Source organism: Mycobacterium sp. (assembly GCF_039583785.1).
Taxonomy (GTDB): Bacteria; Actinomycetota; Actinomycetes; order Mycobacteriales; family Mycobacteriaceae; genus Mycobacterium.
This window is the reverse complement of the sequence record NZ_JAVKSG010000061.1, coordinates 1-21307: the sequence shown is the minus strand read 5'-3', so window position 1 is coordinate 21307 and position 21307 is coordinate 1. Positions and strand designations below refer to the sequence as shown.

General features: G+C 65.2%; 17 protein-coding genes, 1 tRNA gene and 2 pseudogenes. 9 read left to right on the top strand and 11 right to left on the bottom strand.

Translation table 11 applies throughout. The annotated features are described in order from the left end of the window. Positions 1 to 103: 103 nt before the first annotated feature. From ABDV69_RS16320 to ABDV69_RS16310, 3 genes are all read right to left on the bottom strand, one after another. Entirely contained in the window at positions 104 to 676 is a 573-nt protein-coding gene (locus ABDV69_RS16320) for an HdeD family acid-resistance protein (RefSeq protein WP_343576221.1), read from the bottom strand. Between the two features lie 74 nt (positions 677 to 750). After that, a complete protein-coding gene (locus ABDV69_RS16315; RefSeq protein WP_343576213.1) occupies positions 751 to 2076 on the bottom strand; it encodes an adenylate/guanylate cyclase domain-containing protein in 1326 nt (441 codons plus the stop codon). A 325-nt stretch (positions 2077 to 2401) separates the two neighbouring features. Then, positions 2402 to 2475, bottom strand: a tRNA-Leu gene (locus ABDV69_RS16310). A gap of 99 nt (positions 2476 to 2574) precedes the next feature. Between ABDV69_RS16310 and ABDV69_RS16305 the strand changes: the two genes are divergently transcribed. Continuing rightward, on the top strand, positions 2575 to 3177 hold the full coding sequence (locus ABDV69_RS16305; protein WP_343576211.1) for an ANTAR domain-containing response regulator: 603 nt from the start codon (positions 2575 to 2577) through the stop codon (positions 3175 to 3177). 68 nt (positions 3178 to 3245) lie between these two features. On the opposite strand, the gene ABDV69_RS16300 is transcribed toward ABDV69_RS16305, so the two are convergent. Together ABDV69_RS16300 and ABDV69_RS16295 are read right to left on the bottom strand one after the other, a co-directional pair. Further along, on the bottom strand, positions 3246 to 4448 hold the full coding sequence (locus ABDV69_RS16300) for a lipid-transfer protein (protein WP_343576209.1): 1203 nt from the start codon (positions 4446 to 4448) through the stop codon (positions 3246 to 3248). Beyond that, the gene (locus ABDV69_RS16295) at positions 4448 to 4903 is read right to left on the bottom strand and encodes an OB-fold domain-containing protein (RefSeq protein WP_343576208.1); all 456 of its coding nucleotides are present in this window, start codon (positions 4901 to 4903) and stop codon (positions 4448 to 4450) included. Before ABDV69_RS16295 ends, ABDV69_RS16300 begins: the two co-directional genes overlap by 1 nt. Before the next feature lie 175 nt (positions 4904 to 5078). Between ABDV69_RS16295 and polA the strand changes: the two genes are divergently transcribed. The 3 genes from polA (at position 5079) to coaE (ending at position 10615) form a co-directional block, all read left to right on the top strand. Then, a complete protein-coding gene (polA, locus tag ABDV69_RS16290) occupies positions 5079 to 7742 on the top strand; it encodes a DNA polymerase I (RefSeq protein WP_343576218.1) in 2664 nt (887 codons plus the stop codon). Between the two features lie 175 nt (positions 7743 to 7917). After that, positions 7918 to 9357: a 30S ribosomal protein S1 gene (rpsA, locus tag ABDV69_RS16285; RefSeq protein ID WP_343576205.1), complete on the top strand. Its 1440-nt coding sequence runs from the start codon at positions 7918 to 7920 to the stop codon at positions 9355 to 9357. A gap of 100 nt (positions 9358 to 9457) precedes the next feature. Beyond that, positions 9458 to 10615, top strand: a complete 1158-nt coding sequence (gene coaE, locus ABDV69_RS16280; RefSeq protein ID WP_343576203.1) for a dephospho-CoA kinase — start codon at positions 9458 to 9460, stop codon at positions 10613 to 10615. On the opposite strand, the gene ABDV69_RS16275 is transcribed toward coaE, so the two are convergent. From ABDV69_RS16275 to ABDV69_RS16255, 5 genes and pseudogenes are all read right to left on the bottom strand, one after another. Further along, positions 10599 to 11012, bottom strand: coding sequence for a hypothetical protein (locus tag ABDV69_RS16275; RefSeq protein WP_343576200.1), 414 nt, complete (start codon positions 11010 to 11012; stop codon positions 10599 to 10601). The genes coaE and ABDV69_RS16275 overlap by 17 nt on opposite strands. 17 nt (positions 11013 to 11029) lie before the next feature. Beyond that, a complete protein-coding gene (locus ABDV69_RS16270) occupies positions 11030 to 11533 on the bottom strand; it encodes a DNA polymerase ligase N-terminal domain-containing protein (RefSeq protein ID WP_343576198.1) in 504 nt (167 codons plus the stop codon). A gap of 171 nt (positions 11534 to 11704) precedes the next feature. Next, positions 11705 to 12139: a DUF402 domain-containing protein gene (locus tag ABDV69_RS16265; protein ID WP_343576215.1), complete on the bottom strand. Its 435-nt coding sequence runs from the start codon at positions 12137 to 12139 to the stop codon at positions 11705 to 11707. A 65-nt stretch (positions 12140 to 12204) separates the two neighbouring features. Beyond that, positions 12205 to 12366, bottom strand: a complete 162-nt coding sequence (locus ABDV69_RS16260; protein WP_343576224.1) for a hypothetical protein — start codon at positions 12364 to 12366, stop codon at positions 12205 to 12207. Positions 12367 to 12527: 161 nt separating this feature from the next. Next, positions 12528 to 12647, bottom strand: a pseudogene (locus ABDV69_RS16255) (FHA domain-containing protein); the annotation flags it as partial. 372 nt (positions 12648 to 13019) lie between these two features. On the opposite strand from ABDV69_RS16255, the gene uvrB reads away from it, so the two are divergent. Then, complete coding sequence (gene uvrB / locus ABDV69_RS16250) at positions 13020 to 15188, top strand: excinuclease ABC subunit UvrB (RefSeq protein ID WP_343576195.1); 2169 nt, start codon at positions 13020 to 13022, stop codon at positions 15186 to 15188. Continuing rightward, positions 15185 to 16576 (top strand): MFS transporter, encoded by a 1392-nt coding sequence (locus ABDV69_RS16245; protein WP_343576193.1) that lies wholly within the window; start codon positions 15185 to 15187, stop codon positions 16574 to 16576. Before uvrB ends, ABDV69_RS16245 begins: the two co-directional genes overlap by 4 nt. Before the next feature lie 9 nt (positions 16577 to 16585). On the opposite strand, the gene ABDV69_RS16240 is transcribed toward ABDV69_RS16245, so the two are convergent. Continuing rightward, positions 16586 to 18148: a glycosyltransferase family 39 protein gene (locus tag ABDV69_RS16240; protein ID WP_343576191.1), complete on the bottom strand. Its 1563-nt coding sequence runs from the start codon at positions 18146 to 18148 to the stop codon at positions 16586 to 16588. A 322-nt stretch (positions 18149 to 18470) separates the two neighbouring features. On the opposite strand from ABDV69_RS16240, the gene ABDV69_RS16235 reads away from it, so the two are divergent. From ABDV69_RS16235 to ABDV69_RS16225, 3 genes and pseudogenes are all read left to right on the top strand, one after another. Next, positions 18471 to 18914: a universal stress protein gene (locus tag ABDV69_RS16235; RefSeq protein ID WP_343576189.1), complete on the top strand. Its 444-nt coding sequence runs from the start codon at positions 18471 to 18473 to the stop codon at positions 18912 to 18914. An 838-nt stretch (positions 18915 to 19752) separates the two neighbouring features. Further along, entirely contained in the window at positions 19753 to 20445 is a 693-nt protein-coding gene (locus tag ABDV69_RS16230) for a hypothetical protein (RefSeq protein ID WP_343576187.1), read from the top strand. Positions 20446 to 21095: 650 nt separating this feature from the next. Beyond that, positions 21096 to 21307: pseudogene (locus ABDV69_RS16225) on the top strand (hypothetical protein); the annotation flags it as partial.

Below are 21307 nucleotides of genomic sequence, written 5' to 3'. Positions count from 1 at the left end.
AACCACCCCCGTTTCGCGGGCATTTTTAACTGAGGCATCGATCAATTTTCGCGGGCAGATTGACGTGAGGCATTACGTGCCCTTGCGCAGGCGACCAGGGTCGTCAAGCGGCGTGTGGCTGTCCTCCCGCCAAAGACTTCTCCATCCGCCGGGAGGCGGCACGGATACCGAACGACGACACGATCTCGAAGACCCCGATCACCACCAGCCAGATCGCGACGACGAGGGTGAGAATGTCGATGCTCTCCAGGGGAGACGCGAGCATCACGATGCCGGCCAGCAGGCTGACCACGCCCAAGAAGATCTGCCAGGCGCGGCCGGGCAGATGAGGATCGCTGATCGCCGAGATCGACGTTGCGACACCGCGAAAGATGAAGCCGACGCCGATCCAGATGGCGAGCAACACAATCGCGAAGCCTTGGCCGAAATGCCGAAAGCACAACACTGCCAGTACCAGTGAGGCTGCCCCGCTGATGAACAACAACACTCTGCCGCCGGCCGAGACGTGTAGGGCGAACGCGAAGAAGACCTGAGCGGTGCCGGTGATCAGCAGATAGACACCGAACAGAGCAGCCGCGAAGACGATGGAATCTCCGGGCAGTAGATAGACCAGGATGCCGAGGGCCAGCGACAGGAGCCCGGACAGCAGGGTCGACTTCCACAGGTGCGGCAACAACTTTGGAACAGCAGTGGTTTCCATGCTCCGAATATTCCCACAAACAGCCGCCGAGGCGGAACATTTGCGAGCTATCAGACCCCGGCCGTTTGAGGTGCGTTCGCGAGCATGTCACCGGAGCCGGTGTCTGGCTTGCGCCCGATCAGGTACCAGGTGCGCATACGCCCCTTGCCCTTGATTTCGACGTCGCCCCGCTCCTGCAGGACGAAATCGCCTTTCAGCCGCCAATACACATCTTCAGGTACCTGGATCCGGCCAACCGAGTCGGTGGATTCCATCCTGGATGCGACGTTGACCGCATCGCCCCACACGTCGTAGAAGAATCGGCGTGAGCCGACGACGCCGGCGACCACGGGCCCACACGCCAACCCGATTCGCAGCGGGAGCGGATCACCTTGCGAATCCTTGAGAACGCGTGCGACTTCGGCCATGTCGAGTGCGAAAGCTGCCAGCGCTTCGACATGATCGGCCCGAGGTTGCGGAACTCCGCTGACCACCATGTAGGAGTCGCCGCTGACTTTGATCTTTTCCAGACCATGCTTGTCGACCAGGGCGTCGAAATCGCCATAAAGCTTGTCCAGGAACAGGATCAACTGGTCCGGCGGCATATCGCTGGCCCGCTCGGTGTAGCCGGCAATGTCGGCGAACAGCACCGAGGCGTCCTCATATTTGTCGGCAATAATGTTGCGCGCCGGGTCTTTTAAGCGTTCGGCGACGCTGGCCGGCAGGATGTTGGCCAGCAGCGCTTCGGAGCGTTCGTACTCCAATTCCATCGCCGCCTCGGCGCGCACGATCTCGCGCACCGCGTACCAAACGGTCGTCACCACCATGACGCAGGCCGAGATCGTGGTGACGACGAAGCTCAGCGACAAAGCCCACACCGGTTGGGCGCCGGTGTCGCGGGGAACCAGGAACTGCAACGTGATCACCATGCCGGCGGCGATGGCGGCCAGAATCGCGGCAAGAAAAATGCGGTCGACGCCGAGTTGCAGCACGACCAGGCAGGCCGCGACCAGGAAGTAGAACTGCAACCCCGAACCGGTGCCGACGAACCAGCAGATCGTAAAGATCGACAGGTAGGCGGTACCGATGAAGGTGAGGGGCGGGATCAGCTCGCCGAACCGGTGCAGCATCGGCACGCTGGCGTAGATGACCGCGCCCACGATGTTGACCATTCCGGTCCACCACACGTGGGGCGATGCGGCGATTTGGACAATGCCGAAACCGGCGCTGATGAAAACCGCCATTGTCGCGGTGAGGTTCAGGATGCGACGACGGCGCAAGACGCGCTCGGCGTAAACCTGGGTTCGGGCGCGTGGTAGCTCCCGCGCTGCTGCTACAGAATCTGGTGTTCGCCGCGAACCTGCTGGTTGTTGGGCGGCGCACCGCTTGGCCACCACAGCCAAAGCCTAACCGGTGGAGCGAACCCGGTGGGACGTCTTGGGGCGCGCGACCCACGGCCGACGACGCCGCCGCAACGCCACAATCCGCGCTTTGCGCAGATGACGCGGCAACAGAGCAGCACCCGACCGGTCGAACGCCGCTGTCGGACCCTGCGGCCATGATCGAGGAACGATGATCAAGCGTTTCGCGACCGCAGTCTCGCTGGCCGTCGCGGTAATTAGCGCCGGCCGCGCACGCGCTGCCCTACACCGGGCCATACTGCGACCCTCGCCGCAGCGACTACTGAACGAGGGAGCTAACTCCCTCGTCCTCGGTCAGAAGTGCCCTCGGTGAGATTCGAACTCACACTGGACGGGTTTTGAATCCGTTTCCTCTGCCAGTTGGGATACGAGGGCCTGCGAACTACGGCCTCCCACCATAGAGGATGGGTCGCTGCGAGCCGACTCACAGCCCCGCAGTCGAGGAATACCGCGGTTGAGGTCAGAATGTTCTCCATGACCGACGACGACGAGCGCATCCCGCACCGGGTCCTGATCGCCGAAGATGAGGCGCTGATCCGTCTCGACTTGGCTGAGATGCTGCGCGAAGAGGGCTACGAGATCGTCGGCGAGGCCGGCGATGGCCAGGCAGCCGTCGAACTTGCCGAACAGCTGAAACCCGATCTGGTGATCATGGACGTCAAGATGCCACGCCGCGACGGCATCGACGCCGCGTCGGAGATCGCCGGTAAGCGCATCGCGCCGATCGTCGTGTTGACCGCGTTCAGCCAGCGCGAACTGGTCGAGCGAGCCCGGGACGCCGGCGCGATGGCCTATCTGGTGAAGCCGTTCACGATCTCGGACCTGATTCCGGCGATTGAGTTGGCGCTCAGCCGATTCAGCGAAGTCCGCGCACTGGAGCGTGAGGTCGAATCGCTGTCCGATCGCCTCGAGACTCGCAAGCTCGTCGAGCGGGCCAAGGGCCTGCTGCAAGCGAACCAGGGCATGACAGAGCCCGAGGCGTTCAAGTGGATTCAACGGGCGGCAATGGATCGGCGCACCACGATGAAGCACGTCGCGGAGGTCGTGCTGGAAACCCTTGACACGTCGGCCGAATAGCCCGCGAGCAGGCGCAAAATCGCACGAATTTGGGTAGCGGAATGCGATTCTGCGTCTGCTCGGCGCAGCTAGCGCGCGACGATCACCGAGGAGCCGTGGCCGAACAGGCCCTGATTCGCGGTGACGCCGACTTTCGCGTTCTCGACCTGCCGACCGGTGGCCTGACCTCGCAGCTGCCAGGTCAACTCGCAGACCTGCGCAATCGCCTGGGCAGGGATGGCCTCGCCGAAGCACGCCAGTCCGCCCGACGGGTTCACCGGCACCTTGCCGCCGATGGCCGTGGCACCGCTGCGCAGCAGCGCCTCGGCCGCACCCTTGGGGCACAGCCCCAGATGCTCGTACCAGTCGAGTTCCAGTGCGGTGGAAAGGTCGTAGACCTCCGCCAGACTGACATCCTCGGGTCCGATGCCGGCTTCGGCGTAGGCGGCGTCGAGGATCTGGTCTTTGAAGACGCGCTCCGGCGCCGGCACCGTAGCGGTGGAATCCGTTGCGATGTCCGGCAATTCGGGCAGGTGCTGCGGGTACTGCGGCGTCACGGTGCTCACCGCACGAACGGACGGCACACCGTCCAGCGAGCCGAGGTGCTTGCGGGCGAAGTCCGCGCTGGCCACGATCAGCGCGGCCGCGCCGTCGGAGGTGGCGCAGATGTCGAGCTGGCGCAGCGGGTCGCTGACGACCGGGCTGGCCAGCACGTCCTCGATCGAGGATTCCTTGCGGTAGCGCGCATTCGGGTTCTGCAGGCCGTGTTGGGAGTTCTTCACCTTGACCTGAGCGAAGTCCTCTGACGTCGCGCCGTACAGGTCCATCCGGCGTCGGGCCAGCAGCGCGAAGTACACCGGGTTCATCGCGCCGATCAGGTGGAAGCGCTGCCAGTCGGGGTCGTTTTTGCGCTCGCCGCCGACCGGGGCGAACGCGCCCTTGGGGGTGGTGTCGGCGCCGATCACCAGCGCGACGTCGCAGAACCCGGCCAGGATGTGGGCGCGCGCGCTCTGCAGCGCCTGCGAGCCGCTGGCGCACGCGGCGTAGCTGGAGCTGACCGGCACGCCGTTCCAGCCGAGCTTCTGCGCGAACGTCGACCCGGCGATGAAGCCCGGGTAGCCGTTGCGGATGGTGCCGGCGCCGGCGACCAGCTGGATCTGTCGCCAGTCCAGGCCGGCTTCGGCCAGTGCGGCACGCGCGGCGACCACACCGTACTCGGTGAAGTCGCTGCCCCATTTGCCCCACGGGTGCATGCCGGCACCGAGGATGTACAGCGGTTCCGGAGTGCTCATCACGAGGCAACCTTCCACGCGTGCACGAGGCGTTCGACGCCGTCGTCGTCGGTGTACAGGGTCATGGTGGCCAACTCCATCTCCATGCCGACTTTCAGATCGGCCGCCAGCGTGCCCTCGACCACCTTGCCCAGCACGATGATTCCCTCGTCGGCAAGCTCGACCGCGGCGATGGCGAACGGTTCGAACGGCTCCGGCGCGGGATAGGGCGCCGGCGGCGGATAACGGTTCTCGGTGTAGCTCCACAGCGTTCCGCGGCGTGACAACGCGACAGCTTCTAGTACATCGCTTTCGCAGGCCGGGTTGGGGCAGTTGTTCTCCCGCGGCGGGAAGACGTAGGTGCCGCACGCGGGGCACTTACTGCCGATCAGGTAGGGGCCACCGGCCCCGTCAGCGGATGATTCGGTGGCGAACCATCCGTCAATTGCCGGTTCTGGGTTGGTGACGTCGGGCACCAGACCAGCCTACCCAGCGCTAGCGGAAAACTGAAACATGTTTCAATTCCCGGCGGGCGGGCGTCGCCGCTACTCGGCGTCGGACCCAGTGCCTAGAGTTGAGGCCGTGAGCCCAGCGAGGACCGCGGCCAAGAAGGCAGAAGCCGCCAAGGCCGCCGCCGACAAGCCGACGTTGATGCTGCTGGACGGCAATTCGCTGGCATACCGGGCCTTCTACGCGCTGCCCGCCGAGAATTTCAAGACCCAGGGCGGGTTGACCACCAACGCGGTCTACGGGTTCACCGCGATGCTGATCAACCTGCTCCGCGACGAGGCACCCACTCACATTGCCGCCGCCTTCGACGTGTCGCGGCAGACGTTCCGCTCCGACCGTTATTCGGAATACAAGGCCAACCGGTCGACCACCCCGGACGAGTTCCGCGGTCAGATCGATGTCACCAAGGAAGTCCTTGCGGCACTGGGTATTACGACGCTCGCCGAGCCGGGCTTCGAAGCCGATGACATTATCGCAACCCTGGCCACGCGGGCCGAAAAAGAGGGTTACCGGGTGTTGGTTGTCACCGGTGACCGGGACTCGCTGCAGCTGGTGAGCGACGACGTCACCGTGTTGTATCCGCGCAAGGGCGTCAGCGAGTTGACCCGCTTCACGCCGGCCGCTGTCGAGCAGAAATACGGCCTGACGCCCGCGCAGTACCCCGACTTCGCCGCGCTGCGCGGTGACCCCAGCGACAATCTGCCCGGCATTCCCGGTGTCGGCGAGAAGACCGCGACCAAGTGGATTGCGGAATATGGATCTCTGCAGGCGCTGATTGACGACGTGGATTCGGTGCGCGGCAAGGTGGGCGACGCGTTGCGGGCCAACCTGTCCAGCGTGGTGCTCAACCGCGAACTCACCGACCTGGTCCGCGACATGCCGTTGGCCCAGACGCCGGACACCCTGCGGATGCAGCCCTGGGACCGCGACCAAATCCACCAGCTGTTCGACCAGCTGGAATTCCGCGTTCTTCGCGACCGGCTGTTCGACACGCTAGCCGCGGTCGAACCCGAGGTCGACGAGGGTTTCGAGGTGCGCGGTGCAGCGTTGGAGCCCGGCACGATCGGGCAGTGGCTGGCCGACCACGTTTGCGGCGGCCGTCGCGCCGGGCTGGCCGTGGTGGGCACGCACCTGCCCTACGACGGCGATGCGACCGCGCTGGCAATCGCCGCCGCTGACGGCGACGGCGGGTTCGTCGACACCACGACCCTGACGCCCGAGGACGATGCGGCGCTGGCGGCCTGGCTCGCCGACCCCGAGCAGCCGAAAGCGCTGCACGAGGCCAAGCTGGCGATCCACGACCTGGCCGGACGCGGCTGGACGTTGAACGGGGTCAGTTCCGACACCGCGCTGGCCGCCTACCTGGTCCGGCCCGGGCAGCGCAGTTTCACCCTCGACGACCTGTCGCTGCGCTACCTTCGCCGCGAGCTGCGCGCGGAAACATCGGAACAGCAACAACTTTCGCTGCTCGATGACAGTGAGGGCGTCGACGATCAGGCCGTGCAGACCGCGGTGCTGCGCGCCCGAGCGGTCGTGGACCTCGCCGACGCGCTGGATGTCGAACTGGACCGTATCGACTCCACCTCGCTGCTGGCCGAGATGGAGCTGCCGGTGCAACGGGTGCTGGCCGCCATGGAATCCGTTGGTATCGCCGTCGATCTGGACCACTTGAGTTCGCTGCAAAGCCAATTCGGCGACCAGATCCGCGACGCCGCCGAGGCGGCCTACGCGGTGATCGGCAAACAGATCAACCTCGGTTCGCCAAAACAGTTGCAGGTGGTTCTGTTCGACGAATTGGAGATGCCGAAGACCAAACGTACCAAGACCGGCTATACCACTGACGCGGATGCGTTGCAGACGCTCTTCGACAAGACCGGACATCCGTTCCTGCAGCATCTGCTGGCGCATCGCGACGTCACCCGGCTGAAGGTGACCGTCGACGGGCTGTTGAATGCGACGGCCGCAGATGGTCGGATTCATACCACCTTCAACCAGACGATCGCGGCGACCGGCCGACTTTCGTCCACCGAGCCCAACCTGCAGAACATCCCGATCCGCACAGGCGCCGGCCGGCAGATCCGCGACGCATTCGTGACCGGTAGCGGCTATGCGGAGTTGATGACGGCCGACTACAGCCAGATCGAGATGCGGATCATGGCGCACCTGTCCCGTGACGAGGGCCTGATCGAAGCTTTTAATACCGGCGAAGACCTGCACTCGTTCGTGGCGTCGCGGGCGTTCGGGGTGCCGATCGATGAGGTGACCGGCGAACTACGGCGCCGGGTCAAGGCGATGTCCTACGGGTTGGCCTATGGCTTGAGCGCCTACGGGTTGTCCGCCCAGCTCAAGATCACCACCGAAGAGGCCAAAGACCAGATGGACCAGTACTTCGCCCGATTCGGCGGGGTGCGCGACTACCTGATGGACGTCGTAGAACAGGCCCGCAAGGACGGCTACACCTCGACAGTGCTCGGACGCCGGCGCTACCTGCCCGAGCTGGACAGCAGCAACCGGCAGGTCCGCGAGTCCGCCGAGCGGGCCGCGCTCAACGCGCCGATCCAGGGCAGCGCGGCCGACATCATCAAGGTCGCCATGATCGAGGTCGACCGGGCGCTGACCGAATCCGGGCTGACGTCGCGGATGCTGCTGCAGGTCCACGACGAGCTGTTGTTCGAGGTCGCCGACGGTGAACGCGAGCAACTCGAAGCCCTGGTGCGCGACAAGATGGGCGGCGCCTACCCGCTTGACGTGCCGCTGGAGGTGTCGGTGGGCTACGGGCCGAGCTGGGATAGCGCCGCCCACTAGCGCGCCCAAAGCGGCGAACGTGCAACGGCGACGGAATTTGCCGGGGAATTTTCTCGTGAATGAACGTTCGGCGCATAGTGGGTCGAGTTTGGCCAGCGTGTGCACAGTCGAGTAGCCTCGATGGGTAACTTTGTCCTGTCCCTTCGACCGACCCTGTCCGGAGCAACCCAACAATATGCCGAGTCCCACCATCACCTCGCCGCAAGTAGCCGTCAACGACATCGGCTCGGCCGAGGATTTTCTCGCTGCCATCGATAAAACAATCAAGTACTTCAACGATGGCGACATCGTGGAAGGGACCATCGTCAAGGTCGACCGGGACGAGGTTCTCCTCGACATCGGCTACAAGACCGAAGGCGTCATCCCGTCTCGCGAACTGTCCATCAAGCACGACGTCGACCCCAATGAGGTCGTTTCCGTGGGCGATGAAGTCGAAGCCCTGGTTCTCACCAAAGAGGACAAAGAAGGCCGGCTGATCCTGTCCAAGAAGCGCGCTCAGTACGAGCGCGCGTGGGGCACGATCGAAGCCCTGAAGGAGAAGGATGAGGCCGTCAAGGGCACCGTCATCGAGGTCGTCAAGGGTGGTCTGATCCTCGACATCGGCCTGCGTGGCTTCCTGCCCGCTTCGTTGGTCGAGATGCGCCGGGTCCGCGATCTGCAGCCGTACATCGGCAAGGAGATCGAGGCCAAGATCATCGAGCTGGACAAGAACCGCAACAACGTGGTGCTGTCCCGGCGCGCCTGGCTGGAGCAGACCCAGTCAGAGGTGCGCAGTGAGTTCCTCAACCAGCTGCAGAAGGGCGCCATCCGCAAGGGTGTGGTGTCCTCGATCGTCAACTTCGGCGCATTCGTCGACCTCGGCGGTGTCGACGGTCTGGTGCACGTGTCCGAGCTGTCCTGGAAGCACATCGACCACCCGTCCGAGGTGGTCCAGGTCGGCGACGAGGTCACCGTCGAGGTGCTCGACGTGGACATGGACCGCGAGCGGGTGTCGTTGTCGCTCAAGGCAACTCAGGAAGACCCGTGGCGGCACTTCGCCCGCACCCACGCCATCGGCCAGATCGTGCCCGGCAAGGTCACCAAGCTGGTGCCGTTCGGTGCGTTCGTCCGCGTCGAAGAGGGCATCGAAGGTCTGGTGCACATCTCCGAGTTGGCCGTGCGTCACGTCGAGGTGCCCGACCAGGTGGTCACCGTCGGCGACGACGCGATGGTCAAGGTCATCGACATCGACCTGGAGCGGCGCCGCATTTCGCTGAGCCTCAAGCAGGCCAACGAGGACTACACCGAGGAGTTCGACCCCGCCAAATACGGCATGGCCGACAGCTATGACGACCAGGGCAACTACATCTTCCCCGAGGGCTTCGACGCCGAGACCAACGAGTGGCTCGAAGGTTTCGACACCCAGCGCACCGAGTGGGAGGCCCGCTACGCCGAGGCCGAGCGGCGGCACAAGATGCACACCGCGCAGATGGAGAAGTTCGCCGCCGCCGAGGCCGAAGAGGCGGCCCGTCCGCAGTCCAGCAGCTCGTCGAGCGACGACGCTCCCAGCGGTGGTTCGCTGGCCAGCGACGCGCAACTCGCCGCCCTGCGGGAGAAGCTCGCGGGCAGCGCCTAAGCAGACCCTCGCGGACGCCCCGGCTCAGATGAGTCGGGGCGTTCGTCATCCGGCGTGAGCCGGGCAGTTGCGCCCGGTCGCGCCCTGAGACACTGGTGCAGTGCTGCGCATTGGCCTGTCCGGCGGTATCGGCGCCGGAAAGTCGACGGTGTCCTCCACCTTCAGCGATCTCGGCGGAATCGTCGTCGACGGCGACGTGATCGCCCGTGAAGTCGTCGAGCCGGGCACCGAGGGCCTGGCCAAGCTTGTCGAGGCCTTCGGTGAGCAGATCCTGTCCGACGACGGGTCGCTCAACCGGCCCGCGTTGGCCGCCGTTGCCTTCAGCGACGAGGAGAAGCGTCGAACGCTGAACGGCATCGTGCATCCGCTGGTCGGCCGGCGCCGGTCCGAGTTGATCGCCAGCGCCGTGACTGACCAGAAAAATCCGGTGATCGTGGAGGACATTCCGCTGCTGGTGGAATCCGGCATGGCGCCGATGTTTCCGTTGGTGATCATCGTGAACGCCGACGAAGACCTGCGAGTGAAGCGGTTGATCGAACGTCGCGGCTTCACCGAGCAGGACGCGCGGGCCAGGATCGCCGCGCAGGCCACCGAGGAGCAGCGTCGCGCGGTCGCTGACGTGTGGCTCGACAACTCCGGCAGCGCAGACGAATTGGTCGAGCAGTCACGTGTGCTCTGGCAGCAGCGCATCCTGCCGTTCCAGCAGAATCTCGACGCCGGCAAGGCGGCCCGCTCACAGCCCGTCCTGGTGCCCTACCACCTGTCCTGGCCGGACCAGGCCCGCCGCATCACGGCGAGGCTGAACACGGCCTGCGGGCACCGCGCCATTCGCATAGACCACATCGGCTCGACGGCGGTGCCGGGCCGCGACGCCAACGACGTCATCGACATGCAGGTGACGGTCGCCTCGCTGGACGCCGCGGACGAGTTGGCCGAGGAGTTGAGCGGCGCAGGATATGTGCGTCGGCCGATCACGCGCGACGAGAGCAAGCCGGACGCCCGCAGCACCATCGCGGAATTCGACCACACCGGTGATGAATCGTTGTGGCAGAAGCGGATTCATGCATCAGCCGATCCCGGCCGGCCGACCTCCGTCCATCTGCGGGTGGACGGCTGGCCCAATCAGCAGTTCGCGTTGCTGTTCGTCGACTGGCTGATCGCCAATCCCGCTGCCAACGAGCCGCGGTTTTCCGACGCCTACCGCGAGGCGTGGGCGTGGGCGGACGCGTCGGGCTGGCGACCTAAGGAGCCGGGTTAGGCAACGGAGCGCCGCAGGGCAGCACGCCGTTCATCGGATCGGTGCTGCCGGGCGCCGGGTGGACAACCTGATCGACCTGGACGAAGACCTTGTCGTCGACGTCGATTTCGCAGTGCACATTCGCCGAGTACGGCCACTTGACCGCTACTTGCATGCCGGCGAGACGCGGATCGGGCAGCACGGCGTCGGCCTGAAAAGCGTTGCCGGGCACGGCGCTCAGCTGGGCCATGTTGGTCTGGTTGTCGGCGGTGATGAAGGTGGCCACGCTGCCGGGAGCCACGCCGTCAACGCGCGCGACATAGGTGATGTTGTGCAAATCGGCCCGCGCGGTCGCGGGAATCAGCGGCGCACCGGCAACCACTGCGGCGACTGCCAACCATCTGTGCATCGTGCCCATGACCGGACAGATTACCGCTAGCGCTTGAGCCGGTTCACCGCGTCGGCAACGTCATCGCGGCGCTTGACCAGCAGCCACGTCTCCTCGTCACCTTCGCGGACCCGGGTCAATGCGTAGCAGCCGCGCAGCTTCTCGCCGTCCAGCAGCAACGACAGATGTCCACGGCCCAGACATGTCGTCATCTCGTGCCCGGTTTTATTGGCGTAGGTGCCGCGGTCCCAGACAATCAGATCCTCGTCGACGTCGTCGATCTCGATGTCGACTTCGTCCAGCGGACGGTCCTCGGTGCGACGCGCCATCCGCCCCTCCTGCGGTTTGACGGCCGGACCGCGGGGGATCGCCCACGACACCAGGACGCCGTCAATCTCGAGGCGGAAGTCATAACAGTTTTCGCGCGCCCCGTGGTGCTGGATGACGAAACACGGTCCTCGCCTGCCCGATGGCCGTCGCCGCGACCGGTGTCCCCGTGGTTTAGGGCTACGCCCGGTCCGCTCATGCGGCCGGTGATTACTCAAAGCCATCACTGCCCCATACCCGCCTGCCCCGCCCGGGAAACCGCCGCAGCCCTACGAGCACGTCGCGCAGCGCACGGGCGGGGCATTCGATACGAGTCTGATAGGTGGTCGTGATGACGGTCTGGACTTGGATTCTGATCGCGGTCACCGTCGTCGTCGCGAGACGACGTTGCCTGATCAACGCCATTCGAGTCGCATGCCGTCGCCGGCCAGCCAGGTATTGAGGTCGTAGTCGTTGCGGGCCAAGCCCTCCACGGCGTGCATGGCCCGCCGTACCGCCAGTTCGCCGGCCTCAGGCGTCAGCAGGCCATGCCGGACAGCGTCGAGCAGTTCGTCGACGTCGGCCAGATCGACCCCGGCGTTCGTGCGGACCTCCAGGTCGAGGTAGTGGTCTTCCGACGACCACTCGTCCGGACCGGGCGTGTACTCGCCCACATCGAGATAGAAGTCGTGGTCGCGTTCGTGGCCCGGATTATAGTGAAAGACCGTGGCACGCAACCCGAGTGACGGCAGCAGCCACGACTCGAGATAATGAAACTGGGTACGGCCCGGGGTCGGGCGGGCAAGATAGAGCCCCCACGGCCGGACGGTGTAATGGTCGACCGCCCGCACGATGCCCTTGGGGTCGGTGTTGGTGCGGTCGCGCAGGTCGAACGTCTCACGCTTGGGCGGATGCATTAGCGCCGGAGCCGGATTTTCCAACGGCCGAAGCAGCCGTAGAACAGCGTCAGCCCGGCCAGCATGCCCATGTCGAGCAGCCAGCAGTGGCGGGTGCTGGAGCGGGCCGTTGTTGCGGGAGCGGAGCCGGCTGCTTGGCGGGTCTGGCCGGGGACGACCACGTCATGGTCCGTTGCCCGCGCGGAGGTTCGGTCGGTGCGGGCGGTCCGCTTCTGCCTCGACGCGATCCGATCTCGAACGTGAGCCGGGGTCCGCCCCCGTTGCCGATCTTGATGCTCTGCCCGTCGTGGATGTCGATCACGGCTTGTCGATAGCCGTTGACAAAGGTGCCGTTCACGGAACCTTTGTCGATGGCAACCCACTTGCCTTGTTCGCAGCGCAGGATCAGATGGGCGCGAGAAAATCGTGGGTCGGCGATCCGGTAGGTGGGCGCGCAGGTCACGCCCGATGACTACGTCGTGACCAGGCAGAAATGTGCTTTCTGACCCGTTATGCCAAATCGTCAGCACGGGCGGGGCTGGTCGGCTCACCACTCCAGTATCGACTGCGCGAGGGCAGAGGGTTGACGGGACGCACTGGTCTAGGTCACTTTCGATTCCACGGCCAACCGGCAGGTCGTCTGCGAAGGCAATAGCTGGGACAAGGCGCCGATCACCACCGGTGCACCCGGTCGGGACCTCGTGCACCGACACACCGGTGTTCACCATGTCGAAGTCCGAAGACGGGCACCTCATCGAATGTGATCCCGGTACCCGGGTGTGGAGCAGCCAGCACGGCTGACCGCATGTCGGTGGTCCGCTCTACCCTGGTGAGCATGGCGTTCGCTACCGAACATCCAGTGCTGGCGCACTCCGAATACCGCCCCGTCGAAGACATGGTCCGGGCCGGCGGCCGGTTCGAGGTGGTCAGCCCCTACGCGCCGGCCGGTGACCAGCCGGCCGCCATCGACGATCTGCAACGCCGAATCGAGGCGGGGGAGCGCGACGTCGTGCTGCTGGGCGCCACCGGCACCGGTAAGTCGGCCACCACCGCATGGCTGATCGAGCGGTTGCAGCGGCCCACCCTGGTGATGGCACCCAACAAGACGCTGGCCGCCCAGCTGGCCAACGAGCTACGAGAGATGCTGCCGCACAACGCCGTTGAATACTTCGTCTCCTACTACGACTACTACCAGCCCGAGGCGTACATCGCCCAGACCGACACCTACATCGAGAAGGACAGCTCGATCAACGACGACGTCGAGCGGCTGCGGCACTCCGCGACGTCGTCGCTGCTGTCGCGCCGCGACGTGGTGGTGGTCGCCTCGGTGTCCTGCATCTACGGCCTGGGCACCCCGCAGTCCTACCTGGACCGATCGGTGGAGCTGAAGGTCGGCAGCGAAGTGCCGCGTGACGGGCTGCTGCGGCTGCTGGTCGACGTGCAATACACCCGCAACGACATGTCGTTCACCCGTGGCACGTTCCGGGTCCGCGGCGACACCGTCGAGATCATCCCGTCCTACGAGGAACTGGCGGTGCGCATCGAGTACTTCGGCGACGAGATCGAGGCGCTCTACTACATGCACCCGTTGACCGGTGACGTCGTGCGCCAGGTCGATTCGCTTCGGGTCTTCCCGGCGACGCACTATGTGGCCGGCCCGGAGCGGATGGCGCAGGCGATCTCGTCGATCGAGCAGGAACTCGAGGAGCGGCTCGCGGAGCTCGAGGGGCAGGGCAAGCTACTGGAGGCCCAACGGCTGCGGATGCGGACCAACTACGACGTCGAGATGATGCGTCAGGTCGGGTTCTGCTCCGGTATCGAGAACTATTCGCGGCACATCGACGCCCGCGGGCCGGGCTCGCCACCGGCGACGCTGATCGACTACTTCCCGGAAGACTTCCTGATGGTCATCGACGAGTCGCACGTGACGGTGCCGCAGATCGGCGGCATGTACGAGGGCGACATGTCCCGCAAGCGCAACCTGGTCGAATTCGGCTTCCGGTTGCCGTCCGCGACCGACAACCGGCCGCTGACCTGGGAGGAGTTCGCCGACCGGATCGGCCAGACGGTGTATCTGTCGGCGACGCCGGGTCCCTACGAGCTGAGCCAGGCCGCCGGGGAGTTCGTCGAGCAGGTGATCCGCCCGACCGGCCTGGTGGACCCGAAGGTCGTGGTGAAGCCCACCAAAGGGCAGATCGACGATCTGATCGGCGAGATCCGCAAGCGCGCCGAAGCTGACCAGCGGATCCTGGTGACGACGCTGACCAAGAAGATGGCCGAGGATCTCACCGACTATCTGCTCGAACTCGGTATCCGAGTGCGCTACCTGCACTCCGAGGTCGACACGCTGCGCCGGGTGGAACTGCTGCGTCAGCTGCGGCTGGGTGATTACGACGTGCTGATCGGCATCAACCTGCTCCGGGAAGGCCTGGACCTGCCCGAGGTGTCGCTGGTGGCGATTCTCGACGCCGACAAAGAGGGTTTCCTGCGGTCGTCACGCAGCCTGATCCAGACCATCGGCCGCGCGGCCCGCAACGTGTCCGGCGAGGTGCATATGTACGCCGACAAGATCACCGACTCGATGCGAGAAGCCATCGACGAGACCGATCGGCGCCGGGCCAAGCAGGTCGCCTACAACGATGCCAACGGCATCGATCCGCAGCCGCTGCGCAAGAAGATCGCCGACATCCTCGACCAGGTCTACCGCGAGGCCGCGGATACTGAGGCTACCGGGACGGTTCAGATCGGCGGCTCGGGCCGCAACTCCTCGCGCGGCCGGCGCGCTCCGGGCGAGCCGGGCCGGGCGGTGAGCGCGGGGGTCTTCGAGGGCCGCGACACCGCGAACATGCCCCGCGCCGAACTGGCCGACCTGATCAAGGACCTCACCGAGCAGATGATGACCGCGGCACGTGATCTGCAATTCGAGCTGGCCGCCCGATTCCGCGACGAGATCTCCGACCTGAAGAAAGAGCTGCGCGGGATGGACGCCGCCGGTCTGAAGTGAGCCGCACACCGGCGGGTGACGGCTGGCGGACACTGTTGGGCTCCAAGTTCCTGGGGACATCGACGCTGCTCGCCGGCGGAGTGCTGCTGTATGCGACCAACGAGTTCTTGACGGTCAGCTTGTTGCCGAGCGCGATCGCCGACATCGGTGGTGAGCGGCTGTATGCCTGGGTGACCACCCTCTATCTGGTGGGATCGGTCGTCGCGGCCTCGACGGTCAACGCGATGTTGCTGCGCGCCGGACCGCGGGTGTCGTTTTTGTCGGGGTTGGCAGCGTTTGCGATCGGCAGCGTGGTCTGCGCCGTGGCGCCCGGCATGGCGGTGTTGCTGGTGGGTCGCACGGTGCAAGGGGCGGCCGGCGGACTGTTGGCCGGTCTGGGTTATGCGCTGATCAACACCGCTCTGCCGCAATCGTTGTGGACCAGGGCATCGGCACTGGTGTCGGCGATGTGGGGCGTCGCGACGGTGGTGGGCCCGGCAGCGGGCGGTCTCTTCGCACAATTCGGCTTGTGGCGCTGGGCGTTCGGCGTAATGGCGATACTCACCCTGGCGATGGCCGTGCTGGTCCCGCTGGTGTTGCCGGCCGCCAGTGTCGATCCAGGCACTGAGCGGCGACTGAAGCTGCCGGTGTGGTCCGTACTGCTGTTGGGGGCCGCTGCGCTGACGGTCAGTGTCGCCCAGGTTCCGACACACGCCGCCGCGACCGCGGGGTGGCTCGCGGCCAGCCTGGGCCTGGTTGGCGCGTTCATCCTGGTCGACCGACGGGCAACGGCGAAAGTGTTGCCGCCCAGCGTCTTTGGCCCTGGTCCGCTGAAATGGATCTATCTGACCCTGACGGTGCTGATGGCCTCGGCGATGGTCGACATGTATGTGCCGTTGTTCGGGCAACGGCTGGCGCACCTGGTTCCCCTCACCGCGGGGTTTCTGGGTGCGGCGCTGGCAGTCGGCTGGGCTGTCAGCGAGATACTCAGCGCATCGCTGAGGAGGGACAAAATCGTCAAGCGCGTGGTCGTTACGGCGCCGCTGGTCATCGCGGCGGGTCTGATCCTGGCGGCGGCCACCCAGGTCGACGACGCGTCGGCGGGCCTCGTCGTCACATGGACGCTCGCGCTGACGATCACCGGAATCGGCATCGGTGCGGCCTGGCCGCACCTATCAGCCTGGGCGATGCAGTGCGTCGACGACGAGCAGGAAGGCGCCGTGGCCGGCGCGACGATCAACATGATCGAGGTCATAGCCGGGGCTTTCGGCGCCGGGCTGGCCGGCGTCGTGGTGAACAGCGCGCACGGCGAGATCGTGGTGGCCGCCCGGGCGCTATTCGCCGTGTTTGCTGCGCTGGGCGTGGCGGGCGTGTGGGCCGGCCTTCGGGTCATCCGGAGGTTGCACTGACACTTTCGATCAGCGGACCGACTTGACCACCTGGGTGCGGTGAAACTGCCACCGCTCGACGATGCGGAATCCGACGTTCTGCGCAACCAGGTACGCGGGCGCCCGGCCGAATAGCCGTCCCGGCGGCAACGACGTCCCGGCCTGATGATTCGGCAATTTCGTGTCGTGCGTGGTGATCGTCCACAGTGTCGTGCACTTGTACAGTCGGCCGACGATCAGCCAGACCGCGACGTGGCCGTCCCATAACGTCTCGCGCTCGGGCGCTGGGAGACCGCGACCGATGTCCACCAGCGGGCGGAAAGCGGCAGGCCTGGCCGCAAGCAGCGCGCGGACCGGGCCGGGCAGCCAGCCGACCGTGTTGTCGACCAGCAGGCAGTCGCCCGGTGCGGCCCGGGCGGCGACGAGATCGGCCACGTCGCTGTAGTCCCAGCCCTCCTTGGCGTACCGTTGCCGTTGCGACAGAATGTAATTCGGGATGGCGGCCACGGTGAGCGCGACCAGAACCAGAGCGATCCACCGCTGCCTGCGGGCCACCGCCACGATGCAGATCGCCAGCAAAACCGCCATCGCCGGTGTGGTGAAGGACAGGTATCGCGGGTAGTAGAACGGATCGCTGATCGCCGAATAGATCAGCGTGATCGCGGTGGGCACCGCGATCCAGGCCGCGCAGATGATCAGCGCCCGGCGGGTGTCGCCGGCCGACTTCCAGCGGCCCGTCAACCGGAGCGTCAGCGCGGCGACGAAAATGACCGCCGTCAGGATCGCCGACGGCACGCTGTTGTCGAAGTACTGGTGCTGCACCACGTCGAGAAGGTTGTGCCAATTCAGCGGATAGATCCACCCGACCTGAAAACTCTGACCGTGGGCGAACAGCAGCAACGGCGTCACGGCGCCTACCGCGCCCGCCGAGGTGACCGCCCACCACAGCACGACGGGCTTCTGCCGCCGCAGCACCAGCGTGACGATCGCATAGGCCGGCACCAGCAAGACCAGGTAGACGTTGAGCAACACCGACACGATCAGCGCCAGCGAGTAAAGCAGCCATACCCACCATCGGTTGCGCCGTATCGCGGTGATCAGCAACACCGTCAACCAGACCGCGGTCACCGCCGTGAGTGCGTACGACCGCGCTTCGGCAGCCGCCCACGTCACGCGCGGCAGGATCGCGAACACGATGCCCCCGCAGAGCGCGGTGGTCCGCGGCAGGAATTGGTTGCCGAAGACCACGACGCCGGCGGCCGCAATCCCCACCGCCACGCAGCTGGGAACCCGCGCCCAGAATTCAGTCGGCGGGAAGATGGCGAACCAGCCGTGCATGAGCAGGTAATACAGACCGTGCACGGCGTCGATGTGGCCCAGCATCCGCCAGAGCTCGGGCAGCGAACGGCTGGCAGCGGCCGAGATCGTCGCGCTCTCGTCGAACCACAGCGACGGGTGGCTGGCTCCGGCGGCGCCGACGACGGCGGCCAGCAGCGCGACCACCAGGGGGTCGAGCAACCTGCCGGGCCGCGGTGTAACCGCGTCGCCCGCGACGACTGCGGTGCCGGGTTCATCGATTGTCGTGGCAACCATGATGTGTGTCACTGTAAGTGTCTGCTGGTGAAGCTGCTTAGCCGTCCGGCCTGTTCACGAACCTTTTGGCGGCTGAACCCGAATGCGGCGCCTCGGCGCACCGCGATGTCGATGAAGTAAACATCATGCAGTGCAACAGGTTCCACTGACAACGAGGGTTAGCTGCCCGGTCCGTCGACGCACCGAACGGCCCCAGAGTGCGTCGCTCCCACCGTGAGCGGGGTCGCGTTGACCGTGTCGGGGTGACCCAAATCCGTCCATCTATCTGCGGCGAAGCGTTACTGTCTTGGGTTGGCGAAGCAACCGACACCTGGGAGGGTAAATGAGCGCCTATCGGACCGTGGTGGTAGGAACCGATGGATCGGATTCGTCGCTGCGGGCGGTGGAGAAGGCAGGAAGCATCGCCGGGGACCACGCAAAGCTGATCGTCGCGACGGCGTATCTGCCGCAGCACGAAGATCCGCGGGCCGCCGACGCCCTCAAGGACGAGAGCTACAAGGTGTCGGGCAGCGCCCCGATCTACGCGATCCTGCGCGAGGCCAAAGACCGGGCCAGCGCCGCAGGCGCCACGAACGTCGAGGAACGGTCCATCGTCGGCGCTCCGGTCGACGCCTTGGTGGGTCTCGCGGAGGAAGTCGGTGCCGACCTTCTGGTCGTCGGCAACGTCGGCCTCAGCACGATTGCCGGTCGGCTGTTGGGTTCGGTGCCCGCCAACGTGTCACGTCGGGCCAAGGTCGACGTGTTGATCGTGCACACCACCACGTAGCCGGTCGTCGGATCGCGTCGACGTCCACGCGGTGGCAGCCACATCAACGGGCTAAGCTGGGCACCCGACATCGCCGCCGTGACTTTGGCGGCAAGTTGACCTTTCGCCGCTTGGCCGCACGCCGGACCCGCCAATACGGTGGATATCGCGTCGGCTGGGTTTAAAGGCACTGCACGGCAGTAAGTTTCACCACCAGCGAGTGAAGACTGCAGCCCGGCCTCAGGTCACAGCCTGCTCGGCGTGCAGAACGCCCGAACGGGGCGAGTGAAGGTCGGTGTGAACGGTTGACAGCCGTGTATTGCTGCAATACGAAATCCTTTGTGAGACAAAGTATTGTGGGTATTCACTGCGACGAGTAGCGTAAGTGCCCCCATGAGCAGGAAGTGCCAACTCAATCGCAGGGAGATACTGTGCGACAACCTGAGCTGACCAGCCTCATCGGCCTGCGAGACAGCGATGGGGATCGGCTCCTCCTGCTACGCTTGGACCAGTCCAATGGGGCCCGGGGCTACCTGCTAAGGGTCGGAACGGGGAGGGTGTTCCTGACTGCCGGCGATCTGGACCGATTGATGACCGTCATCCGGTTCGAACTGGCTTCGCCGAACCGATTCCGATCCTTCGTCCGGGCGATCTGGCTGCTGATCTTGTGCGCACTGGCGTGGCTTCTCACGTCTGCAGTCACCGGGCCATTGTTTGCGTACCCCTGGTCGACTTGAATTCATCCGGGATGATGGACCCGGTGAGCGATGTCTGATTCTTTTCGGCGCAGGCGCGGGTCTCAACGGTTGCCCTGCCCTTCCGGTTTCACGTCAGTCGTCGAATATGCTTTGTTAGTTCAGTGACGACTGACGAGACAGTCTTGATTGGTTGCCGACACCGTGGCCGGAATCAGATGCTGCGGACCCAGTGCCGACTATTCATGGTGGGTTCGTCGTTCTTCGCGGTCGGTACGGCGCCGGGGTTCGCGATGCTTTGCGGTACTGATGTCGGCAATTGGCTGTGCTTCGTGGGTTCCGGGTTTTTCACGAGCGCTGCGCTGATTCAGATGTTGCTGCGTAGACCGTCGATGCATCGTTCATGGGACGAACCGTCGATGCGAGCGGAAGGCCTGTCGGCGATGATCCAGTTGTTCGGCACTCTGAATTTCAACCTCAGCACCGGTGCGATGTTGTGGGCGCGACGCATATCTGCCCGCCGGCATCTTGTGTGGTGGCCCGACGCGGCGGGGTCGGTGGCATTTCTAGTCAGCGGCGCTCTGGGGGTGGCGGCGGTAACCCTCACGGCCGGCCTCCTTCGAACTAAGTTACGGCCGTGGCTGGCGGCGTGGACCGGCATGGCCGGCTCGATCGCTTTCGGCGCCTCTGCAGTCGGCGCCTTCATCACTACGACAGGAATTGAACAAGACGCACAGCTGCGCCAACTCGGGACCTTTGTCGGGGCACTGTGCTTCTTTACCGCCGCTTTCCTCAGGCTGCCGAAACGTCTCTCACCTCGCCCCGCGAGGCCGGGAACTCGCCCCTTCTGCGGGTGAAGGCTGCTGTGGTGCTCATCGCGTGGTTTCTGCCGGAACAGCAGCCTCACACCACCATCCATGTCAATAGGCTCGATGTCCCGCTCTCGCGGCCCTTCCCTGGCGTGAATTCCGTTGGCGTGCTGGACCGCAGATCGCGGTGATCATCGGCGACAACACCCGCACCGCTGCTGCAAACGCCGACCTGGTCTGCGCCTGGCCACCCAATGGCCCTGAACCAAGTCCTGGCTTGCGCTGTGGCACAACACCATCGGATACAGCCCAGCACTGCCGACGGCAGCCTGACCACTCGCCGACAAGCTAGACCAGGACACGCCGGAAAAGCTGGGCAGACCAGCAACTAACCCGGGTTTCCCAGCAGAAATCAAGATCACAAAAAACCGGCCCCGGGACTCCTGACCGAACCTCAGCCCGTCCGTTGAAGCAGGCTTAGTCCCACCAGTCGCAGGAGTCTGCGCAAGCGGGGACACAGTGACTTTTCGATTTCGACGCGCATGCGCTATCACGTTCGGGTGGACCGCTACACCTATCGCGCCGCATGGTCCTCCGAGCACGGCGAATAGCTGGCCCGCTGTCTTGAGCTGGCGCGTCCTCAGCGGTGCTCATATCAACAATATTGACATATATCCACCACGTTGATATAGATGGGCATGACCGAAACACAGGAATTCGATTTCGATTTCGATCCGGCCTACCGCGGCGCGACCACCGAGTTCGGCGTGGGCGCCCGGCCGCCGTGGAGCCTGGGGGAGCCGCAACCGGAGATCGCCGCGCTCATCGACCAGTGTCCGTTCTCATCGAACCTGGGGCATTCTCATCGAATCTGGGGTAAGCGCGTGTCTTTCTCATTGAATCTGGGGCA